The 21211-nt window shown below is 62.7% G+C and carries 20 protein-coding genes and 1 tRNA gene; 14 read left to right on the top strand and 7 right to left on the bottom strand.

All coding sequences use genetic code 11. The features are described 5' to 3' along the window. Positions 1 to 37: 37 nt before the first annotated feature. A complete protein-coding gene (locus tag GR183_RS10565) occupies positions 38 to 1045 on the bottom strand; it encodes a calcium/sodium antiporter (protein ID WP_160775533.1) in 1008 nt (335 codons plus the stop codon). 135 nt (positions 1046 to 1180) lie between these two features. After that, complete coding sequence (locus GR183_RS10560; RefSeq protein WP_244313666.1) at positions 1181 to 1690, bottom strand: alpha-ketoglutarate-dependent dioxygenase AlkB; 510 nt, start codon at positions 1688 to 1690, stop codon at positions 1181 to 1183. A 195-nt stretch (positions 1691 to 1885) separates the two neighbouring features. On the opposite strand from GR183_RS10560, the gene GR183_RS10555 reads away from it, so the two are divergent. The 3 genes from GR183_RS10555 to GR183_RS10545 all read left to right on the top strand — a co-directional run bounded on the left by GR183_RS10555 (position 1886) and on the right by GR183_RS10545 (position 4010). Continuing rightward, a complete protein-coding gene (locus GR183_RS10555; RefSeq protein WP_160775532.1) occupies positions 1886 to 2386 on the top strand; it encodes a hypothetical protein in 501 nt (166 codons plus the stop codon). Between the two features lie 412 nt (positions 2387 to 2798). Continuing rightward, complete coding sequence (rpsU, locus tag GR183_RS10550; RefSeq protein WP_160775531.1) at positions 2799 to 3023, top strand: 30S ribosomal protein S21; 225 nt, start codon at positions 2799 to 2801, stop codon at positions 3021 to 3023. Between the two features lie 153 nt (positions 3024 to 3176). Continuing rightward, positions 3177 to 4010, top strand: a complete 834-nt coding sequence (locus GR183_RS10545; protein WP_160775530.1) for a tetratricopeptide repeat protein — start codon at positions 3177 to 3179, stop codon at positions 4008 to 4010. Positions 4011 to 4090: 80 nt separating this feature from the next. Here GR183_RS10545 and GR183_RS10540 read toward each other — a convergent pair whose 3' ends face one another. Both GR183_RS10540 and gltB read right to left on the bottom strand, forming a co-directional pair. Further along, a complete protein-coding gene (locus tag GR183_RS10540) occupies positions 4091 to 5521 on the bottom strand; it encodes a glutamate synthase subunit beta (protein WP_160775529.1) in 1431 nt (476 codons plus the stop codon). 14 nt (positions 5522 to 5535) lie between these two features. After that, positions 5536 to 10266, bottom strand: coding sequence for a glutamate synthase large subunit (gene gltB / locus GR183_RS10535; RefSeq protein WP_160775528.1), 4731 nt, complete (start codon positions 10264 to 10266; stop codon positions 5536 to 5538). 747 nt (positions 10267 to 11013) lie between these two features. Here gltB and GR183_RS10530 point away from each other — a divergent pair. The 5 genes from GR183_RS10530 (at position 11014) to GR183_RS10510 (ending at position 14833) form a co-directional block, all read left to right on the top strand. Further along, the gene (locus GR183_RS10530) at positions 11014 to 11313 is read left to right on the top strand and encodes a BufA1 family periplasmic bufferin-type metallophore (RefSeq protein ID WP_160775527.1); all 300 of its coding nucleotides are present in this window, start codon (positions 11014 to 11016) and stop codon (positions 11311 to 11313) included. A gap of 164 nt (positions 11314 to 11477) precedes the next feature. Next, on the top strand, positions 11478 to 12368 hold the full coding sequence (gene bufB, locus GR183_RS10525) for an MNIO family bufferin maturase (RefSeq protein ID WP_160775526.1): 891 nt from the start codon (positions 11478 to 11480) through the stop codon (positions 12366 to 12368). Then, a complete protein-coding gene (locus tag GR183_RS10520) occupies positions 12352 to 13125 on the top strand; it encodes an HvfC/BufC N-terminal domain-containing protein (RefSeq protein WP_160775525.1) in 774 nt (257 codons plus the stop codon). The genes bufB and GR183_RS10520 overlap by 17 nt, the downstream gene beginning before the upstream one ends. Positions 13126 to 13169: 44 nt before the next feature. After that, complete coding sequence (locus GR183_RS10515) at positions 13170 to 13745, top strand: DoxX family protein (protein ID WP_202395976.1); 576 nt, start codon at positions 13170 to 13172, stop codon at positions 13743 to 13745. Positions 13746 to 13801: 56 nt separating this feature from the next. Beyond that, positions 13802 to 14833, top strand: a complete 1032-nt coding sequence (locus GR183_RS10510; protein ID WP_160775524.1) for a threonine aldolase family protein — start codon at positions 13802 to 13804, stop codon at positions 14831 to 14833. Between the two features lie 82 nt (positions 14834 to 14915). On the opposite strand, the gene GR183_RS10505 is transcribed toward GR183_RS10510, so the two are convergent. Continuing rightward, complete coding sequence (locus tag GR183_RS10505) at positions 14916 to 15368, bottom strand: Hsp20 family protein (RefSeq protein WP_160775523.1); 453 nt, start codon at positions 15366 to 15368, stop codon at positions 14916 to 14918. Positions 15369 to 15653: 285 nt separating this feature from the next. Here GR183_RS10505 and GR183_RS10500 point away from each other — a divergent pair, with 285 nt between their 5' ends. Together GR183_RS10500 and GR183_RS10495 are read left to right on the top strand one after the other, a co-directional pair. Then, on the top strand, positions 15654 to 16067 hold the full coding sequence (locus GR183_RS10500; protein ID WP_160775522.1) for a hypothetical protein: 414 nt from the start codon (positions 15654 to 15656) through the stop codon (positions 16065 to 16067). An 89-nt stretch (positions 16068 to 16156) separates the two neighbouring features. Next, a complete protein-coding gene (locus GR183_RS10495; protein ID WP_244313665.1) occupies positions 16157 to 17173 on the top strand; it encodes an alpha/beta fold hydrolase in 1017 nt (338 codons plus the stop codon). 5 nt (positions 17174 to 17178) lie between these two features. On the opposite strand, the gene hisN is transcribed toward GR183_RS10495, so the two are convergent. Continuing rightward, positions 17179 to 17955, bottom strand: a complete 777-nt coding sequence (gene hisN / locus GR183_RS10490) for a histidinol-phosphatase (protein WP_202395975.1) — start codon at positions 17953 to 17955, stop codon at positions 17179 to 17181. Positions 17956 to 18313: 358 nt separating this feature from the next. Then, a complete protein-coding gene (locus GR183_RS10485; protein WP_160775520.1) occupies positions 18314 to 19204 on the bottom strand; it encodes an N-formylglutamate amidohydrolase in 891 nt (296 codons plus the stop codon). 236 nt (positions 19205 to 19440) lie between these two features. Between GR183_RS10485 and cpdR the strand changes: the two genes are divergently transcribed. The 4 genes from cpdR to GR183_RS10465 all read left to right on the top strand — a co-directional run bounded on the left by cpdR (position 19441) and on the right by GR183_RS10465 (position 21170). Beyond that, entirely contained in the window at positions 19441 to 19800 is a 360-nt protein-coding gene (cpdR, locus tag GR183_RS10480; protein WP_160775519.1) for a cell cycle two-component system response regulator CpdR, read from the top strand. A 154-nt stretch (positions 19801 to 19954) separates the two neighbouring features. Beyond that, a tRNA-Val gene (locus GR183_RS10475) sits at positions 19955 to 20029 on the top strand. Between the two features lie 207 nt (positions 20030 to 20236). Continuing rightward, entirely contained in the window at positions 20237 to 20362 is a 126-nt protein-coding gene (gene ykgO / locus GR183_RS10470; RefSeq protein ID WP_006932207.1) for a type B 50S ribosomal protein L36, read from the top strand. A 148-nt stretch (positions 20363 to 20510) separates the two neighbouring features. Continuing rightward, positions 20511 to 21170 carry a tetratricopeptide repeat protein gene (locus GR183_RS10465; protein WP_160775518.1) on the top strand — a complete coding sequence of 220 codons (660 nt, stop codon included), beginning with the start codon at positions 20511 to 20513 and terminating at the stop codon, positions 21168 to 21170. The last annotated feature ends 41 nt before the right edge of the window (positions 21171 to 21211 follow it).

Genomic DNA, 21211 nt, shown 5'->3' with positions numbered 1-21211 from the left:
GATCACTTTGATGAATGTTCGAAAGAGCGAACAAGCATCAGGCCGGCCAGATGGCGAAGAGGTAAAGCGCGTATACAGCCAGCAGCAGCGCACCTTCGCCGCGCGAGATGCGACGACCGGTAAAAGCCACGGCCAGCAGGAGCACCGAGACGCCAACCATCACCAGATTGTCGAAATGTGCGATTTCGGCGGGAATCGTGGTCGGTGCGATCAGCGCGGTAACGCCGCCGATGCCGAGGATATTGTAGATGTTGGAGCCGAGCACGTTACCAAGTGCCACGTCGCCATGGCGGCGCAGGGCCGCCACTACGGATGTGACCAGTTCGGGCAATGACGTTCCCACCGCGACGATCGTCAGGCCGATCAGGGTTTCGGAAATTCCGGCGCTGCGCGCGATGGAACTTGCGGCATCGACGAGAATCTTCCCGCCGGCCACGACCACCGCAAGACCGGCAACCGCAAGCGCAAGCGGCAGGACGAGCGCCATGGCGCCGCCTTGAGCCGGGCGGGCTGCTGATGGCGGCGAACCAGCTTGACCCGCGAGCACTTCGTCGTGCGCCTCGACCTTCTCGAACGCCGCCGTGTGACCTTTTGGAGCGTCCGCCTTTTCCTGCGAATAGGCGTAATGGAGATAGCCCGCAAGACAGGCGAGGAATACCACGCCCACGAACCTGTCGAGCGGGAGGAAAAACCCGAGCACTGCAAAGAGCGCCGCGGTCACCAGCACAAGGCCGCCATCGCGAACCAGTGCCTTCTGCCTGACCGCAAGCGGCATGATCATCGTGGAGATGCCCAGGATCAGCAGGATGTTGGCGATATTGGAGCCGACGATGTTACCCACCGCGATGCCGGGAGAACCGGAAAGCGATGCCTGCACGCTCGTCACCAGTTCGGGCATGGACGTGCCGAAACCGACCAGCGTCAGGCCGATTAGCAAAGGCGACATGCCGAGCCGTTCGGCCGTGCCCGCCGCGCCGCGTACAAGCAGTTCTCCGCCTGCCACGAGCAGCGCGAAACCAAGCAACAGAAACAGAAAGTCGGTCATTTCTTCACCGCACGAAACCCGAACCGGCGGCATATGGGGACACGGGCCGCCTTCTATAAGACCCGTTGAAGGGGCCGGCACAAAAATAAATTCAGGCCGGCACGGACAGCGAAGGACCGGGATGCAAAACGACGGTCATTTCAGCAGGATCGTACGGAACGTCAGGGAAATGCGTCGCCCGCGCGCGATCCGTCCATTCGGGCCGGGGTCGGATTTGCGCGCGGCGATGCCGTGCCGCCAGCGGTAGCGCGCCTCGCCGGATAGCACCAGAAGACTGCGCGGTTCGAGATAATGCGAGAACCTTTCGCCCGCCTCGACGTTCGTGAAGTCCATCACACAGCCGGAGCACAGGCTCAGCGAAGCGATGGTGTCACCAAAGCATGGTTCGCAATCGACATGCGGCGCGATGCCCTGCCCCGGCAGATATTCGTTCACGATCACCTGATCGGGCGGTTTCGCGAAATGGCCATCGTTCGCAAGCCTTTCGCAAAGAGGCATGAGCCAGCCCGGCAGGGGGCCGAGGAAGCTTTCCCGCGTCACCCGCCGCGCCTTGTAGTCGTAACGGTAGCCATAGTGCTGCACACGGCGTTTCAGATCCGCACGCCAGGGAGCGGCGTCGATCCGGTCAAGCAGACGTCTTTCCAACGTCCCGCCGACATATTCGGATTGAAGGACCGCGGCGGCCGGCAGCTCGCCGCGAGAAAAGCTGTATCGTCTAAAATTCAAGCAAATTCCCCAAGGATTTGAGAACCGGTTTTCTTGGCGGTTTCGTTACATTCGCCCGTTAGCGTCCCACCCGATTGCGCGCATAAATTGAATCCAACGCAATGGTTGAAAGACATGTTTCGTGTTCTCGTTATCGTTTCGTTCGTCCTTGGCATATGGATCGGCTTCGGCGGCCCTATACCCTTGGTGGTAGAGCGGCCACTTGCGACCAACCCGGACGCTCCGACCTTCGCGGCGACCGTAAAGGATTTTCAGGCGCATCCGGAGCGGCACGAACTCCCCGAATTCAAGGAAAATCCGCTGCGACTGGCCGTTCAGAAAGACATCGCCGGCCTTTCGAAAAGACTCGTGGACTACCCATGCGCGCGAACCATCCGCGAAGCTTTCCTGCAGGCGGTCAGGCAGCTGGACACGATACCATTCGGAGAAGACGAGCCGGTGGTTGTCCTTGGCGGCGTGAAGATCAACCCGTATGGCTCCTCGACCTGGACGAACATCGCCATTTCGAAGGCTTTGGAGACAGGCGCGTTCCATCCCTCCGAAGTGCGGTTCATGCCTGTTGCGTTCCGGCTGAAAGCTGCGGAAAACTACTCGGAAGGCAAATGCAAGACGTAGAGACGCACCTGCGAAACGCCGTTCGCGCACCGTCACGAACCGCACCGGATGATTCGTTCACGATGACCGCCGGCAAGGCCGCCCGCGGAAATTCAGGGCCGACCAGCGCGAAACTGTGGCAACCATGCCGCTGATCGTTCGCAAGCGTGAAAATTCGCCCGGATTCAAGCCGAAAAATGAAGCTTCGCAGTAGACAAGATGGGGGTGGTCTGCTACTAAGCCTGCCTCATCGAGCGACGTGAAAGCGGCGGTCGGCTCGTTGTCGCCGGACACCGGCACCTGACCGAAACGTCAGGCGGTTGAAGGCAGCTTTCAGGCATTCGCCTGACATCCGCTTCTGACGAATGACAAACCGGTGGTTCATGCGCATTCGGGCGAGGACGCCCAATGCCACGAGGATGGGATAAAACGCGTGCAGGTTCTGGTTCGCGACAACAACGTCGATCAGGCGCTGAAGGCGCTCAAGAAGAAGATGCAGCGAGAGGGCATCTTCCGCGAAATGAAGCTTCGCGGTCACTACGAGAAGCCTTCGGAAAAGAAGGCGCGCGAAAAGGCCGAGGCCATCCGCCGCGCCAGGAAGCTTGCCCGCAAGCGCGCCCAGCGCGAAGGTCTTCTGGCCGGCAAGGCCCGCCGCTGACGCTTCGTCCGCTCGGACGAGCGGACCGAGGCCATTCCCCCACATGAGATCACAGGCGGACCGACCGGCATGCCGGCTGGTCCGTTTGCGTATGGCCGGCCTCTTTCATAATTTGCATTTTCCGAAGACTTTCCGACGCCTGGAGCCGCCTGAATGACCGCCCACCTCCGGACGCCCGCATTTGGCAAGAAGACCGCTTTCGCCCTTTCGCTGGCCCTGCTTCTGGGCGCCTGCCAGACGGGCAATTTCGGCAATGGCGCGAACGTCGACCGCTCGGCGGGATCGGCCGCGAACATTTCCTCGCTGACGGCGGTGATCGAATCCAGCCCGAACGATGCCGGTGCCTATAACACCCGCGGCGTCGCCTACGGACGGGCCGGACGCTACAAGGAAGCCATCGAGGATTTCAACAAGGCGCTCGATATCGACCCCTATTCCTACCAGGCCTATGCAAACCGGGCGCTGGTGCTGCGCCGCAGCGGCGACCTGCAGGGCGCAATCCAGGACTACACCCGCGCGCTTCGAATCAAGCCGGATTACCAGGTCGCGCTCGTCGGGCGCGGCAACACCTACAGCCAGCTGCATCAGTATCCGCAGGCGCTTGCCGATTTCGACGCCGCGATCCGCGCGGATTCGGGCGATGCGCGCGCCTATCACGCGCGCGGGCTTATCTATCAGGCGCAAGGCCGCCACGAGCAGGCGATCGAGGATTTCGCGACCGCCATCGGCCTCGACCCCAACGCGGCCGAACCCTATACCGCACGCGGCATTTCCTATCTCGCCGTCAACGATCCGAACGCAGCACTTTCCGACCTGTCGGACGCCGTCAACCGGGACAAGCGCTCGGCGATCGCATGGGCGAACAGGGGCGTGGCGTTCGAGGCGCTCGGCAAGACGAACGACGCGCGGCGCAACTACAACCGCGCCATTTCCATAGATTCGGGAAACGAGCTAGCCCGCGAAGGCCTCGCGCGGATCGGGACGTGAGCGCGCAGGGCAACGAAAAGTTCGCCTGAAAAAAAGCCGGGGCAACATCGCCCCGGCTTTTCTTTTGGACTGAACCTTGCTCAGCGCGGCAGATTGGAACTGCCGGTCAGGAAAATATCGATGGAGCGCGCGGCCTGACGGCCTTCGCGGATCGCCCAGACGACGAGCGACTGGCCGCGGCGCACGTCGCCCGCCGCGAAGACCTTGTCGATCGAGGTCTTGTAGTCCTCGGTGTTGGCGAGGATGTTGGTGCGCTGATCCTGCTTCAGATCCTCGCCCATCTCCTTCATGTAGGTCGTCAGTTCCGGCCCGGAAAAGCCGATCGCCAGAAGCACCAGATCGGCGCGCAGGATGAACTCCGTACCCTCGATCGGTACGCGCTTTTCGTCGACGCGGGCGCATTTCACGCCGGTGACGTGCCCGTCCTCGCTGACGATCTCCAGCGTCGCGGCGGAAAACTCTCGCTCGGCCCCTTCGGCCTGGGACGAGGACGTGCGGAACTTCGTCGGCCAATAGGGCCAGATGTTGAGCTTGTCTTCCTTCAGCGGCGGGATCGGCCGGATGTCGAGCTGGGTGACGGAAAGCGCGCCCTGGCGGAAAGAAGTGCCGATGCAATCCGACGCCGTGTCGCCGCCGCCGATCACCACCACATGCTTGCCGCCGGCCCACAGCGGCGCCTCGCGCGAGACATCCTCTCCGCCGACGCGGCGGTTCTGCTGGACGAGGAAAGGCATCGCCCAGTGGCAGCCCTCGACCTCCTTGCCCGGCACGCCCGGATCGCGCGGACGCTCCGCACCCGCGGTGATCAGCACGGCATCGTGGCGCGCCTTCAGTTCGTCGATGGAAATATTGACGCCGACATTCGCGTTGTAATGGAAGGTGACCCCTTCTCCTTCCATCTGTTCCACGCGCTTGTCGATATAGTGCTTTTCCATCTTGAAATCGGGAATGCCGTAGCGCATCAGGCCGCCGGCCTTCGGCTCACGTTCATAGACGTGCACCGTGTGGCCCGCGCGGGCAAGCTGCTGGGCAGCCGCCATGCCGGCGGGTCCGGAGCCGATGATCGCCACCGTCTTGCCGGTCTTCTCGCGCGCGGGCTCCGGCTTGATCCAGCCTTCCGCCCAGGCCTTGTCGGCGATGGCCTGTTCGACCGTCTTGATGGCGACGGGCATGTCCTCAAGGTTCAGCGTGCAGGCTTCCTCGCAAGGCGCGGGGCAGATGCGGCCCGTGAACTCCGGGAAATTGTTGGTGGAATGAAGGTTGCGCGATGCAAGCTTCCAGTCGCCATTGTAGACGAGGTCGTTCCAGTCCGGGATCTGGTTGTGGACCGGGCAGCCCGTCGGCCCGTGGCAATAGGGAATGCCGCAGTCCATGCAACGCGCGGCCTGCCGCTCCACGTCCTTGTCTGCCAGAGGCAGCGTGAACTCGCGAAAGTGGCGGATGCGGTCGGATGCCGGCTGATACTTCTGATCCTGCCGGTCGATCTCGAGAAATCCGGTGACCTTACCCATTAATCCAAGTCCCCTTATTCCGCCGCAACCATGCCAAGGCGCTTTTCTTCCATTTCGCGAAGCGCCTTGCGGTATTCCACTGGCATCACTTTCACGAACTTCGGCCGGAAGCTTTCCCAGTTCTCGAGGATGTGCTTCGCCCAGGCGGAGTCCGTGTAGTGGATGTGATTGGTGATGAGCTGGCGCAAGCGCTCGTCGTCGTGACGCGTCATGTCCGCATTGAGATCGACGAGCCCCTTGTGCTCGATATCGCCGCCGTGGTGATGCAGCTTCTCAAGCAGGTCGTCCTCTTCCGGCACCGGCTCGATGTCGACCATCGCAAGGTTGCAGCGGTTGCGGAATGTACCGTCCTCATCCAGCACGTAGGCCACCCCGCCGGACATGCCGGCCGCGAAGTTGCGGCCCGTCCAGCCAAGGACAACGGCGACGCCGCCCGTCATGTATTCGCAGCCGTGATCCCCCACGCCCTCGACAACCGCGATGGCGCCGGAGTTGCGAACCGCGAAACGCTCGCCCGCGATGCCGCGGATATAGCATTCGCCCTCGGTCGCGCCGTAAAGGATCGTGTTGCCGGCGATAATCGAATAATCCGGATCGGCTTTGGAGTTTTCCGCCGGGCGAATGACGATGCGCCCGCCCGCAAGACCCTTGCCGACGTAATCGTTGGCATCGCCCTGCAGGTCGATCGAAACGCCCTTCGCAAGGAAGGCGCCGAAGCTTTGGCCCGCCGTGCCCTTGAGCTTGATGGCGATCGTGTCCGGCTTCAGCCCCTTGCCGCCGTAGCGCTTGGCGACTTCGCCGGAGAGCATGGCGCCCGCCGAGCGGTCGATATTGGCAATCGTCTCCTCGATCACGACCGGCGTCTTGTTCTCAAGCGCAGGGCTCGCCGCCTCAATCAGGCGGCGGTCGAGAATTTCGTCGATCGGATGGTTCTGGCGCTCCGTCCAGCGCACTTCTTCCGGCGCCGCGTCGGGCCGGTAGAAGATGCGGGTGAAGTCGAGCCCCTTGGCCTTCCAATGCTCGATTGCAGCTTCCTTGTCGAGGAAATCGCTGCGGCCGACGAGATCGTCAAGCTTTGCGATGCCAAGCGCGGCCATGATCTCGCGCACTTCCTCGGCAACGAAGAAGAAGTAGTTGACCACATGTTCGGGCAGGCCCTTGAAGCGCTTGCGCAGCACCGGGTCCTGCGTGGCGATGCCGACGGGGCAGGTGTTCAGGTGACACTTGCGCATCATCAGGCAGCCAGCGGCAATGAGCGGCGCGGTGGAGAAGCCGAATTCATCCGCGCCCAGCATGGCGCCGACGATCACGTCGCGCCCCGTGCGCAAGCCGCCGTCGACCTGAAGCGCGATGCGCGAACGCAGGCCGTTCAGCACCAGCGTCTGCTGGGTTTCGGCAAGGCCGATTTCCCAGGGGGAACCGGCGTGCTTGATGGAAGTAAGCGGGGATGCGCCCGTGCCGCCGTCATAACCGGAGATGGTGATGTGATCCGCGCGCGCCTTGGCGACGCCGGCCGCGACCGTGCCCACGCCGACCTCGGAGACGAGCTTGACCGAGATATCGGCTTCAGGGTTGACGTTCTTCAGGTCGTAGATGAGCTGCGCCAGATCCTCGATCGAATAGATGTCGTGATGCGGCGGCGGCGAGATGAGGCCGACGCCCGGCGTCGAGTGACGCACCTTGGCGATGACGGCATCCACCTTGTGGCCCGGAAGCTGACCGCCCTCGCCGGGCTTTGCCCCTTGCGCGACCTTGATCTGGATCATGTCGGAGTTGACCAGATAGTCCGTCGTCACGCCGAAGCGGCCGGACGCAACCTGCTTGATCGCCGAACGCTCAGGGTTCCTGGACCCATCGAGCAGCGGCTTGTAGCGCTCGGCTTCCTCGCCGCCTTCGCCCGTGTTCGACTTGCCGCCGATCCGGTTCATCGCGACCGCAAGCGTGGAATGCGCCTCGCGCGAGATGGAGCCGAAGGACATGGCGCCGGTCGAGAAGCGCTTGACGATATCGGCGGCCGACTCGACCTCGTCGATCGATATCGGCTTCGTGCCGAGCTCATCGGCACCCTTGATGCGGAAATGACCGCGGATCGAATAACGCCCCTGCTCCTCGTTCACCTGGCGCGCGAACTCGCGGTAGGTGTCGGGCAGGTTGCCGCGCACGGCATGCTGAAGGGCCGCGATATTGTCCGGCGTCCACAGATGGCTTTCGCCGCGGATGCGGTAGAGATATTCGCCACCGACCTCGAGCGAGCGGCGCAGCACCGGAACATCCTCGAACGCCTGGTTGTGGCGCAGCACGGTCTCTTCGGCGACCGCGTCGAGGCCGATGCCCTCGATCATCGTGTCCGTGCCGAAGAAATACTTCTCGACGAAAGCGGCGGAAAGGCCGACCGCATCGAAGATCTGCGCGCCGCAGTAGGACTGATAAGTGGAAATGCCCATCTTGGACATCACCTTCAGGATGCCCTTGTCGATCGACTTGATGTAGCGGCGCACCACCTCGTCGTCGTCGACCTCTTCGGGGAATTCCATCTCCTGATGCATGGCAAGCAGCGTCTCGAAGGCGAGATAGGGGTTGATCGCCTCCGCCCCGTAGCCGGCAAGCACGCAGAAATGATGCACCTCGCGCGCCTCACCCGTTTCGACCACGAGGCCGACGGAGGTGCGAAGCCCCTTGCGGATCAGGTGATTGTGGACGGCCGCCGTTGCCAGGAGCGCGGGAATCGCGATCCGCCCGCGGCTGATCAGCCGGTCCGAGAGGATGATGATGTTGTAGCCGTTACGGACCGCCTTTTCCGCGTTTTCGCACAGGAGCTTGACCGCCGGTTCCATGCCCTCGGCACCCTTGTCCGCCGAATAGGTGATGTCGAGCGTCTTGGCGGAGAACTGGTTGTCGGCGATATCGCCGATGGCGCGGATCTTCTCCAGATCCTCGTTGGTGAGGATCGGCTGGCGCACCTCCAGGCGCTTGTGCGTCGAGGTGCCTTCAAGGTCGAGCAGGTTCGGACGCGGCCCGATGAAGGAGACGAGGCTCATCACGAGTTCCTCGCGGATCGGATCGATCGGCGGGTTCGTGACCTGCGCGAAACGCTGCTTGAAGTAGGTGTAGAGCAGCTTCGACTTGTCCGACAGCGCGGAGATCGGCGTGTCGGTTCCCATGGAGCCGATGGCCTCCTGTCCAACGGTCGCCATCGGCTGCATCAAGAGCTTGATGTCTTCCTGCGTGTAGCCGAAGGCCTGCTGACGGTCGAGCAGGCTTTCGCCGGCAACCGGCGCACGCTGGCGCACGGCCGGCATTTCCTCCAGCACGATCTGCGAGCGGTGCAGCCAGTCCTTGTAGGGATAGGCGGTGGAAAGCTGGCGCTTGATCTCGTCGTCGGAGATGATGCGGCCTTCCTCGAGATCGAGAAGAAGCATGCGCCCCGGCTGCAGGCGCCACTTCTTGACGATCTTTTCCTCCGGGATGCCGAGTACGCCGACTTCCGACGCCATCACGACCAGATCGTCGTCCGTCACGACATAGCGCGCGGGACGCAGACCGTTCCGGTCAAGCGTCGCGCCGATCTGGCGGCCATCGGTGAAGGCGACCGCCGCCGGTCCGTCCCACGGCTCCATGATCGCCGCGTGATACTCGTAGAAAGAGGCGGTGTTCTCGTCCATGAGCTGATTGCCGGCCCAGGCCTCGGGGATCAGCATCATCGCCGCATGGGCAAGCGAGTACCCGCCCTGAACGAGGAACTCCAGCGCGTTGTCGAAGCACGCGGTGTCGGACTGGCCCTCGTAAGAGATCGGCCAGAGCTTCTCGATATCGTCGCCGAAGAGCGGCGAGGACACGGAAGCCTGACGCGCCGCCATCCAGTTCACGTTGCCGCGCAGCGTGTTGATCTCGCCGTTGTGGGCGACCATCCGGTAAGGGTGCGACAGATCCCAGGAGGGGAAGGTGTTCGTGGAAAAGCGCTGGTGGACGAGCGCAAGGGCGGACTTGAAGCGCTCGTCCTTCAGGTCCTTGTAGTAGGCACCGAGCTGGTAAGCCAGGAACATGCCCTTGTAGACGATCGTCCGGCTCGACATCGAAGAAAGGTAGAAGCCCTTCTCGACCGCGTTCGTTTCCTTGCGCACGGCATTGGAGATGACCTTGCGGATCACAAAGAGCCGGCGTTCGAACGTATCGTCGCTTTCCGCCGTCTTGCGGGCGATGAAAACCTGGCGCGAGACAGGCTCGGTCGCCACGATATCCGGCGCCTTGGAGAGCGACGAATTGTCGACCGGAACCGAACGCCAGCCGAGGAACTCCTCACCCTCCTCGCCGATCACGCGCTCGACGATCTTCTCGCATTTGGCGCGAAGCGCATCGTCCTGCGGCATGAAGACGAAGCCGACGCCATATTCGCCGGCCGCGGGAAGAGAAAATCCGGCGGCAGCCGCCTCTTCCACGAAGAGATCGTGCGGGATCTGCGTCAGCATGCCCGCGCCGTCGCCGACCAGCGGGTCGGCGCCGACCGCGCCGCGATGGGTGAGATTCTCCAGAATCTTCAGGCCATTCGAGATGATGTCATGCGACTTCACGCCCTTCATCTGCGCGATGAAGCCGACGCCGCAGGCATCATGCTCGTTGGCCGGATTGTAAAGGCCCAGACGTGCGGCCTCGGCAGTTCGTTCGCCAACGCCGCGCGTTTTCACGGGCGTATCCTTGCGCTGCCCGTCAAATCCACCCGCATGCGTCGTCGTGTCGATCCTGCTCATTGCGCCCTCACTTTCGAGCCCGTATCCAGAGGCCTCGCCGGAACCCTGCCGTCGTCTCTCGTTCGGGTCGCGCTCCTCCCCGGGAACACGGCTCGTTCGACGACCTCGGCACAAGGCCCTGGCGCTGTCGAGTAGGAACGGCCCTGCCTCCCGGACCGTCCGCCGCGCGGCATGGTATCTGCCGCGTTCTCCTTCATGCGGCCGTAACGCCGCATCCGGCTTGCGAACGTGCCCACGAAAGGTGAACCCCGCCCGGCTGAAGCCATCGGGCCCGGATGGGCGGTCAATCCGCCTGACGGGCCCCTCGCGACCCTGACGCCTGTCCGATCGGCCGGCATCCGCAATCGAGCGAATACTGCATGACCGATATTGTCGCCTTGCGCCGCTGCCGCTAGATAGGACAGCAATCCTGTCCTATCTCGGAGGCCGAACAATGCCAGATTTCCCGAACGGGGGCAAGCCGGTTCGTGACGCAATATAATATAGTTCTTGCGTCACGCGAGGACGAATTGTCACATTCGGTCGCGCACGGGCATGCAATCGGCAACAAAATGACCGTGCGCGGCGGCCCGCCAGATGCCGGCCGCGTGATGACGTGGAAGTCACATCGCTTTGATTTTTCTTTTACAGCTCAACTCCCCACATTGTTACGGTCGGTAACGGAAGGGAATTTCTGATTATTTCCGCTACGGCACAAATGGATGAAAACTTGAACGCCGCTCTATTCCGAATGAACGGGAGACCTGAATGAGCAACAAGACGCTTACCGCCGCCATCGTCGCCGGTGCGGTCGCGACCGCAGTCGCTTCTGTAGCCGCTCCGGGGAGCGCATCGGCCGCCGCCAAGGAAAAATGCTACGGCGTGTCGCTTGCGGGCCAGAACGACTGCGCAGCGGGCCCGGGCACGAGTTGCGCCGGAACGTCCTCTATCGACTACCAGGGCAACGCCTGGACGCTCGTCCCGCAGGGTACCTGCGCTTCGATCGAGCTTCCCGATGGGCGCGTCGGCTCGCTCGAGCCGCTCGACCGCGATCTGCCGGAAGGCTGATTCCCGTTCTGGACTGTTTTTACGGCAAAAGGCGCGGGGTTCCGCGCCTTTTGCGCTAGGGTCTGGATACTAGAGCATATCCCGCAAAATCCGAATTGGATTTCGCGACAAGGATATGCTCAAGACATTGATTTTCAACAGACCCAAGGTCACGGACCGGAACCATGTCAGAGAAAAACACGCGATATCGCAAGATCGAAATTCCTGCTCGAGCCGGGGTCGGGCTCAAGGCGCAGCATTACCGCGACGTTCTGGAGGGAGCTCCGGACATCGGCTTTTTCGAGATCCATGCCGAGAACTACATGGGTGCGGGCGGGCCGCCGCATGCATATCTGAGCGCGATTCGCGAGTTCTACCCTCTCTCCCTGCACGGGGTCGGGCTCTCGATCGGCTCGCACGGAGCCCTCGACAAGGACCACCTCGCCCGCCTCAAGGCCATCGAAAGCCGTTATGAACCGGGGCTTTTTTCGGAACATCTGGCTTGGTCCACACATGATACGGCCTATTACAACGACCTTTTGCCGGTTCCCTACGACCGGGAGACGCTTGCCCGCGTCTGCGACCATATCGACGAGGTGCAGGACACGCTCGGCAGGCGGATGCTGCTTGAAAATCCGTCCACCTACGTCGCTTTCGAACAGAGTACGATGAGCGAACTCGATTTCCTGCGTGAAATCGTGCGCCGTACCGGCTGCGGCCTGCTTCTCGACGTCAACAACGTCTATGTCTCGGCGGTGAACCACGAAACCTCGCCAGAGGATTATCTCGACAGCTTTCCTGTGGAACATGTTGGCGAAATCCACCTTGGCGGGCATGCGCCCGACATCGACGACGAGGGGCGCCCGCTGCTGATCGACGCCCACGACCGGGCGGTCGACAACGCCGTCTGGGGGCTTTACGACCGCCTCCTGCAACGCGCCGGCGCGCTTCCGACGCTGATCGAGTGGGACAATGACGTACCGCAGTGGGCGGTTCTGGCCGGCGAGGCGGCCGCCGCCGAGCGCATGCTTGCGGGCGTCGCCCAAGGAACGACGGTTCATGCCGCGACTGCCTGACCTGCAAGCCGCGTTTTCCGCAGCCCTGACCGACCCGGACGCGGCCGTGCCCGAAGGCGTGACGGCACCCCGCGGCGGACGAGCGGACAAACGCTTCGCCGTCTACCGCAACAATGTCACCGTCAGCCTCGTCGGCGCGCTGGAAGATACGTTTCCCGCGATCGCCCGGCTGCTGGGAGACGAATATTTTACAGCGCTTGCGCGCGAATACGTGCGTGCGAAGAGGCCGTCCTCACCCTTCCTTGCCGAATATGGCGAGGATTTCGGCGATTTTCTCGACGCCTTTCCGCCGCTTGCCGGCTATCCCTATCTTGGCGATGTCGCGCGGCTGGAGCATGCCTGGCTTTCGGCCTATCACGCGGCGGATGCGGCCCCGCTCGATCCCGCGCGGCTTACCGCCATATCCGAATCCGACGTGGGCGATGTCCGTTTCACGCTGCATCCGGCCCTGCGCATGGTGCAATCGCGCTGGCCGATCCTGCAACTGTTCGAGGCGAACCGCACCGGCGAAGGCAAGCCCCCCGCGGACCTTTCCTCAGGCGGCGAAAGCGTGCTGGTCACCCGTCCCGTTCTCGACGTTACCCTTTCGCGGCTTGCCCCCGGAGCCTCGTATTTCCTGAATGCGCTTGCGGAAGGTTCGACGCTCGGAGCCGCCGCCGGCAAGGCTTTCGAAAACGCTTCTGAATTCGACCTTGCGCAAGCCCTTCAGGCCGCGCTTGCCGCCGGCGCGTTCGCCGACATCCGAATGCCGGACTGAACAACCGATCCCACCTTTCGAAAACGACGGAGACCGTCACAGTCATGACTACGCTGATATCGCTGCTCGTCCGCCTCTACGCCGCAGTATTCGGGACGCTCCAGCGATTAACCGACCGGTGGCTGATCGGGCTTGCCGCAAGGTTCGTCTTCGCCAGCGCGCTTTTCGTCTATTTCTGGAATTCGGCGCTGACGAAGATCGGACCCGGCCTCCTCGGTTTCCTGGAGCCGACCGACGGTGCCTATGTGCAGATTCTGCCGAAAATGATGGAGGCGGCGGGCTACGACACAAGCGCGATCGAGTTCTTCCCCTACGGGTTGATCGTGCTGCTCGGCACCTGGGCGGAATTCCTTCTGCCGCTGATGATCGTGCTCGGCCTTTTCACGCGGGCGGCAAGCCTCGGCTTCATCGTCTTCATCGCCGTGATGTCCTATGTCGACATCACGGGCCACAATCTGGATGCGGCGACCATCGGCACCCTCTTCGACGGCAAGCCCGGCGGGCTCATCGCCGACCAGCGGCTGATGTGGGGGTTCCTGCTTCTGGTGCTGGCCTTGCGCGGCGCAGGCGCGATATCGCTCGACCATCTGCTCGCCCGCTGGTGGCGCGAGCGCTACTGACGGCTTCGTGCCAATCCGATTGCGCCGAGCGTCCGCTTCCTTTACCGGTGGGACCCATGATTTTCGCGAGCGACAACTGGACAGGCGCTTCAGACGCGGTGATGGCCGCGCTGACGCGCCACAATTCCGGGATGGCCCCGGCCTATGGCGGCGATCCGCTGACCGAATCGGTCACGAAGCGGTTTTCGGAAGTTTTCGAGCGTGAGGTCGCCGTCTTTTTCGTGACCACGGGAACGGCGGCGAATTCGCTGGCGCTTTCCGCCTACGCGAAGCCGGGCGGCGCCATATTCTGCCATGACGAGGCGCATGTGCTCGTCGACGAGTGCAACGCGCCGGAGTTCTTCACAAGCGGAATGAAACTGGTGGCGCTGAAGGGGCCCGAGGGCAAGTTTACGCCCGCAAGCCTTCGCACGGCGCTCGCCGCGTTGCCGGAAGGAGTGGTCCACCATGGCCGGCCGGCTGCGGTGACGATCACCCAGGCAACGGAAGCGGGAACGGTCTACGGCCTCGATGAAATCCGCGCGATCAGCGACGTAGCGACAAAGCGCGGCATTGCCCTTCACATGGACGGCGCGCGCTTCGCGAACGCTCTCGTCCATCTGGATGTTTCGCCCGCCGACATGACATGGCGGGCCGGCGTCGACGTGCTTTCCTTCGGCGCGACCAAGAACGGCTGCTGGTGCGCGGAAGCCGTCGTCTTCTTCAACAAGGATGACGCGGAAGGTTTCGGATACCTGCGCAAGCGCGGCGGCCAGCTTCTTTCAAAAAGCCGCTTCGCCGCCGCCCAGTTCGAGGGTTATTTCGAGAACGGAAACTGGCTCGAGCTTGCCCGTCATGCGAACGCCATGGCCGCGCGCCTTGCCGACGGCATCCACGCCAGTGAAAGCGGGCGCCTTGCCTGGGTTCCGCAGGCGAACGAAGTGTTTCCGGTCTTCAAACGCGAGAAATTCGCCGAGTTGAATGCCGCCGGCGCGATCATGCACGAATGGCCGGCGAAAAACCTTGGCGCCGACGAAACGCTTGCCCGCATGGTAACGAGCTTCCGCACGACCCGTGACGAGGTCGAGGCGTTTCTTTCGCTCCTTTGACAGTGAAAAAGCGGCTCCCATTTGGAAGCCGCCCGAGAAAGCGCGTGCCGGAAGGCCCGGCACGCTTCGTTTCGTTCAATCGTCAGTTCACTTCGCCTTCGATCTGGCGCGCGTCCGCCCCGGCCGCGGCAATTTCGATCTTGCGCGGCTTCATGGCGTCGGGAATTTCACGCTCCAGGTCGATGTGAAGCAGGCCGTTCTCAAGGCTCGCGCCCTTCACTTCCACGAAGTCGGCGAGCTGAAAGCGGCGCTCGAAAGCGCGCGAGGCGATGCCTCGATAAAGAACCTCGCGATCCTCACCCTCGGGCGCGCGCTCGCCCTTGATCAGGAGCGTGCCTTCCCTGGCCTCCAGCGAAAGATCCTTCTCGGAGAAGCCGGCAACGGCCATGGTGATTCGATAGGCGTTCTCGCCGGTCCGCTCGATGTTGTAGGGCGGATAGCTCGGCACGTCGCCGTTGGCGTTGTCGAGCATGGAGAAAAGACGGTCGAAACCGACGGTCGAACGATAAAGCGGGCTGAAATCAAAGTGACGCATGGCATGTCCTCCTTTGAGCGACAATCGGATGACGGGCGGTATGCCCAGTCTTCTTCCTTCCCCTGCAGCGGGCGAAGGAAAGTCGGTCGTTGCAGACCCTTTTCGGCGCCTGCGGACAATTAGGTGGGATGCCGAAATTCGCTTTTCAAGACCCCTGAAAGGAGGCTCGGCCGCGCAGATGAACGGCGGATGAACAGTCCCTTCCGGTTGGGTTCAAGCCACTGGATGCAATCTCACCGTCATCAGCCGGGCGCCATGCCGGCACCACCGATCGGGAGAAAGATCATGAAGAAGATCGCCATCATCGCCGCAGGATTGGCCATGCTCGTTTCCGCAAGCGGCGCACAGGCCTTCGAGGCCCGCTTCACCCAAGCCCCCGCCGCTGCGCAAACCGCCGCCGCATACACCCAGAAGGTGGACTGGCGCGGCGGCTACCACCGCCACGGCCGCAGGCACCACATCGGCCCGCGCCGCGTGTCGCGCATACTTCACCGGCACGGCTACCGGGACATTCGCGATATCCGCCAGCATCGCAACGTCTATATCGTGCGCGCCGTCGGCCGGCGCGGCAACCTCGTCCGCCTCGTCGTCAGCGCCCGCGACGGCGACATCCTCGACCGGCGGATAATCCGCCGCCATCATGGCGGCTGGGGCAGGCACGGCCATGGCGATTGGCACGGTCACGGAACCTGGCGCTGAAGCCCGGCACAGGCAATAGGCACGTGCTTCCCGGCCCCGGCAGCGTTTCCTCCCGCTTCCGGGGCCGATACGCCTGATGGAGCATATGCTTGCCGCGCTCCGCCCGCTCGTCTATCAACTTGCGCAAGCGATACATCCTTTCCTGGCGCGAAAAAATGCTCGATGCCGCAACACAGCTTGTCGACCTTCCCGACAACCCGGTGCCGGAAGGCGCCAATGCCGGCTATCTGACGACACCGGACGGCATCAGGCTGAGGTTCGCCTATTGGCGCGCCACGGCCAGCCCGCTCAAGGGTACGATCACGCTCCTTCAGGGCCGCGCGGAATTCATCGAAAAATATTTCGAAACGATCGAGGATTTGCGCCTGCGCGGCTATGCCGTCGCCACGTTCGACTGGCGCGGACAGGGAGGGTCCGAGCGCCTCCTGAGCAACCCGCGCCGGGGCCACGTGGACGATTTTTCCGATTATCTGACCGATCTCGACACGATGTTGAGCGGCGTCACCCTTGCCAACCTGCCGGGACCGCATTTCGCTCTTGCCCATTCGACGGGCGGCGCGATCATCCTGCACGGGACGGAGCGGCTGGCGACACGGCTCGAAAGGGCCGTCCTCACAAGCCCGCTGATCGGCCTTGGCAAGATCGGCTGGCCGCCGGAGGTCGTCTCGCCGCTGGCGCATGCTTTATCGGGACTGGGCTTTGGCACCGCATTCGTGCCGGGCGGATCGGACACCATTCGCCAACCTTTCGAGGGAAACTGGCTGAGCCACGACGAACGGCGCTACGAACGCACGCTCCAGATCCTCGACGAGGCGCCGCAACTGGAGATCGGCGCGCCGACGATCGACTGGCTTGCCGCCGCAAGCCGCGCGATGAAACGGTTCGCATCGGCCGATTTCGGACCGTCCATGCGCCTGCCGGTGCTCATGATCGGCGCCGGCAACGACCGGATCGTCTCGACAAGGGCGATCGAGCAGCTGGCGAAACGGACACGCTCCGCCCGTTACCTGGAAATCGCGGGCGCGAAACACGAGCTTTTGATGGAAAGCAATTTCTACCGCGACCAGGCCCTGGAGGCCATGGACGCGTTTTTCTCCAGTTACTGAAACTTTCAGACTTGCGACAGCTGTGCGAGGACCGCCTCGTGCAGGCGCTTGTCGCCGCTTGCGACAATACGCCCCCCATCCTTGGCCGAGCCTCCGGTCCAGGTCGTCACCGCACCGCCGGCCCCTTCGACGATCGGGATGAGGGCGACGATGTCGTAGGCGTTGAGACCCGATTCGATCACAAGGTCGACGTGACCGGCCGCCAGCATCGCATAGCCGTAACAATCCGTTCCGTAACGCGTATTGCGCGCAGACCTTTCGATCCGTTCGTAAACCGGGCGCTCCTCCGGTGTGAACAGATACGGATCCGTCGTGCACATCAGCGCATCCTCAAGGCGCGCACAGGCCCTTGTGGAGATGGACGATTTTCCGGACCGCGTCGCAAGAAACGCCGATTTCCCGTCGCCGTAGAACCGCTCGCCGACATAGGGCTGGACCATCATTCCATGGCTGGGGCTACCGCCCTGGCAAAGGCCGATCAGCGTTCCCCACGTCGGCAGGCCGGCAATGAAGGCACGCGTTCCGTCAATCGGGTCCAGCACCCAGACGTTGTCGGCGTCGAGTTGATGGTCGCCATGCTCCTCGCCCAGGATGCCGTGGCCCGGAAAGCGCGAATGAATGATCCGGCGAATGGCGCTTTCGCCCTCGCGATCTGCGGCAGTGACCGGGTCGAACCCGGCGGAAAGCTTGTTTTCCACCGTCAGGCCAGCGCGGAAATGCGGCATGATCGCGGATGCGGCGGCATCGGCCAGTTCGTCGAAAAAGGCTGCAAGGTCGGGCATTGCGATCGTCACGGGTCCAGCGCGGTCGGGGCCAGGTAATGTCTGCGGTTTTGATAAAGACGCTGCGAGCAAAACACAATCATGGCTGGAGGGCGATTTCATGCCCTTCCGGCAAAAGCCAACCCTCGATGTTGCCAAACCCACAGAATACTGTGGCATAATAGACACTATCGTTGGCGTCTTGCAGAATGGGCTTGACTATTGTGCGGTGCAGTGCGAATTTATTGCAGCGCGATATGACGCTTTCGCGTCTGAGCGTCGCCCTCCTTGGGCGTTTCCTCCCTAGACTTCGGCCGCCTCGCAAGAGCGCGGCCTTTTTTTTGGCTGGATACGGGGTTCGACCGTGGATTTCCGCCCGTTATTCGGCGGCGATAGCGCCTGCCTCGAATATGTTGCCGCCGATGCCCATCAGATCCTTGACGAATTCGTGCAGGTCCCTTGAAAGCGCCGTGAAGCCGTCGTGCTGCTTCAGGCTTCCCTCGTCCATGTAAAGAGCGCGGTTGATTTCAAGCTGCAGCGCATGAAGCCCCTTCGCAGGCCGGCCATAATGCTCGGTGATGAAACCGCCCGCGTAGGGTTTGTTCCGGCTGACCGTGTAGCCCATCGCCCGCAGGCTTTCCATCGCGGCTTCGACGAGGACCGCGGAGCAACTCGTGCCGTAGCGGTCGCCCAGAATGAAATCGGGCCGTGGCCCGCCGTCCGGATTGCGGATGGTGGAGGGCATGGAGTGACAGTCGACCAGGATCGCATAGCCGAAGGACACATGCGTTTCGGCCAAAAGCCGGCGCAGCGTCCGGTGATAGGGCTTGTAGATCGATTCGATCCGGGAAATCGCCTCGTTCACCGGCAGGCGCTTGCGGTAGATCTCCTGCGATTCGCCGACAATGCGGGCAATCGTGCCCAGGCCGCCTGCGACGCGGATGGAGCGCACGTTGGCGTAGGGCGGCAGGCGTTCCTCGAACATCTTCGGATCGAGCTCGTAAGGCTCGCGATTGACGTCAAGATAGGCACGCGGGAAATGCGCCCGGATCATCGGCGCGCCCAGGGAGACGACCCATTCGAACAATTCGTCCACATACGCGTCTTCGGAGCGGCGTATGGCGGCCGCGTCGAGGCGGGAAGCGCTTATGAAACTCGACGGGTAGCTGCGGCCCGAGTGGGGCGAATTGAACACGAAGGGCAACTGCCGCCGGGTCGGAGTGAGGACATCGAATGCCGGGCTGTCCTCGAAGCCGCTGACCACTTTCATCCCGCGCTGCCCCTGCCTTTCACGCTTCGTGTCTCATGTCCGCCTTCGCCGACATTCGGATTTTGCCCGTTGTTGTCGCCCAATGTCCACAAGGTTGGATGATTCGTGTGGCGGAAAGCGGGATAACGCATCGTTTCACTGGATGTTTACCGCGGCACAGCCTTATAACGGTCGATATACGAAGCCAAGTGGAGTGCCCACGCTCCCGGTAGCAAAACGGATTACGGAAACCGAGGATGTCACGAATCCTTCTTGCGGAAGACGACAACGACATGCGCCGGTTCCTCGCCAAGGCATTGCAGAAGGCAGGCTACGATGTCGTCTCCTTCGACAATGGCAAAAGCGCTTACGAGCGCTTGCGCGAGGAACCGTTCACCCTGCTTCTGACCGACATCGTCATGCCGGAGATGGACGGCATCGAGCTTGCCCGGCGCGCAACCCAGCTCGATCCGGATCTCAAGGTCATGTTCATCACCGGTTTCGCGGCCGTGGCTCTCAATCCGGATTCCAACGCACCAAAGGACGCCAAGGTGCTTTCCAAGCCCTTCCACCTGCGAGATCTGGTGCAGGAAGTGGAGCGCATGCTGGCCGCGTGAGCGGATTTCGACGGTGACCTTGCCGGTTTTCCACCGGCGGGCGCTTCGCCTTTTCAAGGCGTGCAAGATTTGGAACGAGGGGCTTGCGCCGGGGGACGATCCCCGTTATATCGCTTGCCACTGCGGCGGGAACGCCGCTTTCCGAACGAGTTTCGGGCGTGTAGCTCAGCGGGAGAGCACTACGTTGACATCGTAGGGGTCACAGGTTCAATCCCTGTCACGCCCACCATCTTACGGCAATCCTGATCCGATCCGGACCCTGGATTCGCCATCCCGCTTCCGGGCTGGAATGTTGTCGCTGCCGCGCCTTGCGCTTGCGCGAACATGACACCCGACGGGACGCTTCAGGCGCTGCGGCGCCTGTTTTTTGTAACGACGGACCGGCAGGCGCGAACGCGCAGGCCACCAGCAACTGCCCGCATCGGGGAATGGAACGATGAAGATCAAGAATTCGCTCAAGGCGCTGATGACCCGTCATCGCGACAACCGCATGGTTCGCCGCAAGGGCCGCGTCTACATCATCAACAAGAAGAACCCGCGCTTCAAGGCTCGCCAGGGCTGAAGCTCGATGGTGCGGCGGCACAGGGCCGTCGCGCCTGCGCCTCGCCTGCCACTCGCGATCGCGCGCGAATGGTGCAACGCGCTTTCAAGACTTCTTGACCGGGCAATCGCCCGCTTGACCGCCGCACACGGGGATACATAATTCCTGTATGCGGTATTTTGCGTTTCTACTGGCTTCTGCCACGGGCCTCATCCTCGCCGCCGGCGTAGCGTCGGCGCAAACGGTGCCGCCCGAGTTTTCGCCACCGTCGCTGGAAGACCTGCCTCCCACTCCCGAAGATGACGCGATCGACGCGCCTGCCCCGGCGGTGGAGGAGGAAGACAAGCTCGCCCGTGAACTTGACGAGCTGTTTGCGGAGCTGCAGGCCACCGAGAAAGAGGGCGAGGCCAATCGCATCGCCGCGAAGATCCAGCGCCTGTGGCTCAAGTCCGGAAGCCCCACGGTCGATCTTCTCATGGCCCGCGCGGCGGCTGCCATGAAGGCGGAGGAATACGGCCTCGCGCTCGACCTTCTCGATACGGTAACACGGCTTGAGCCGGAGTATGCCGAAGGCTGGAACCGCCGCGCGACGGTCTATTACCTGCAGCAGAATTTCGGGCGCTCGCTCACCGATATAGAACGCGTGCTTGCAATCGAGCCGCGCCATTGGGGCGCGATTTCGGGCCTTGGCATCATCCTGCGGCGTCTCGACCGCAAGGAAGAGGCGCTGGCCACCTTCAAGAAGGTGCTCGAACTCAATCCGATGAGCACCAATGCGCGTAAAGCGGTCGAGGACCTGGAGGCGGAGACCGCCGGCGAAGCGATCTGAACCTATCGTGAAAAATCCTGCATGCGTCGGGGCGCGGATAG

The organism is Stappia sediminis (genome assembly GCF_009826895.1).
Lineage (GTDB): Bacteria > Pseudomonadota > Alphaproteobacteria > Rhizobiales > Stappiaceae > Hongsoonwoonella > Hongsoonwoonella sediminis.
The sequence above is the reverse complement of the archived record's forward strand: the minus strand, read 5'-3'. Positions and strand labels throughout refer to the sequence as shown.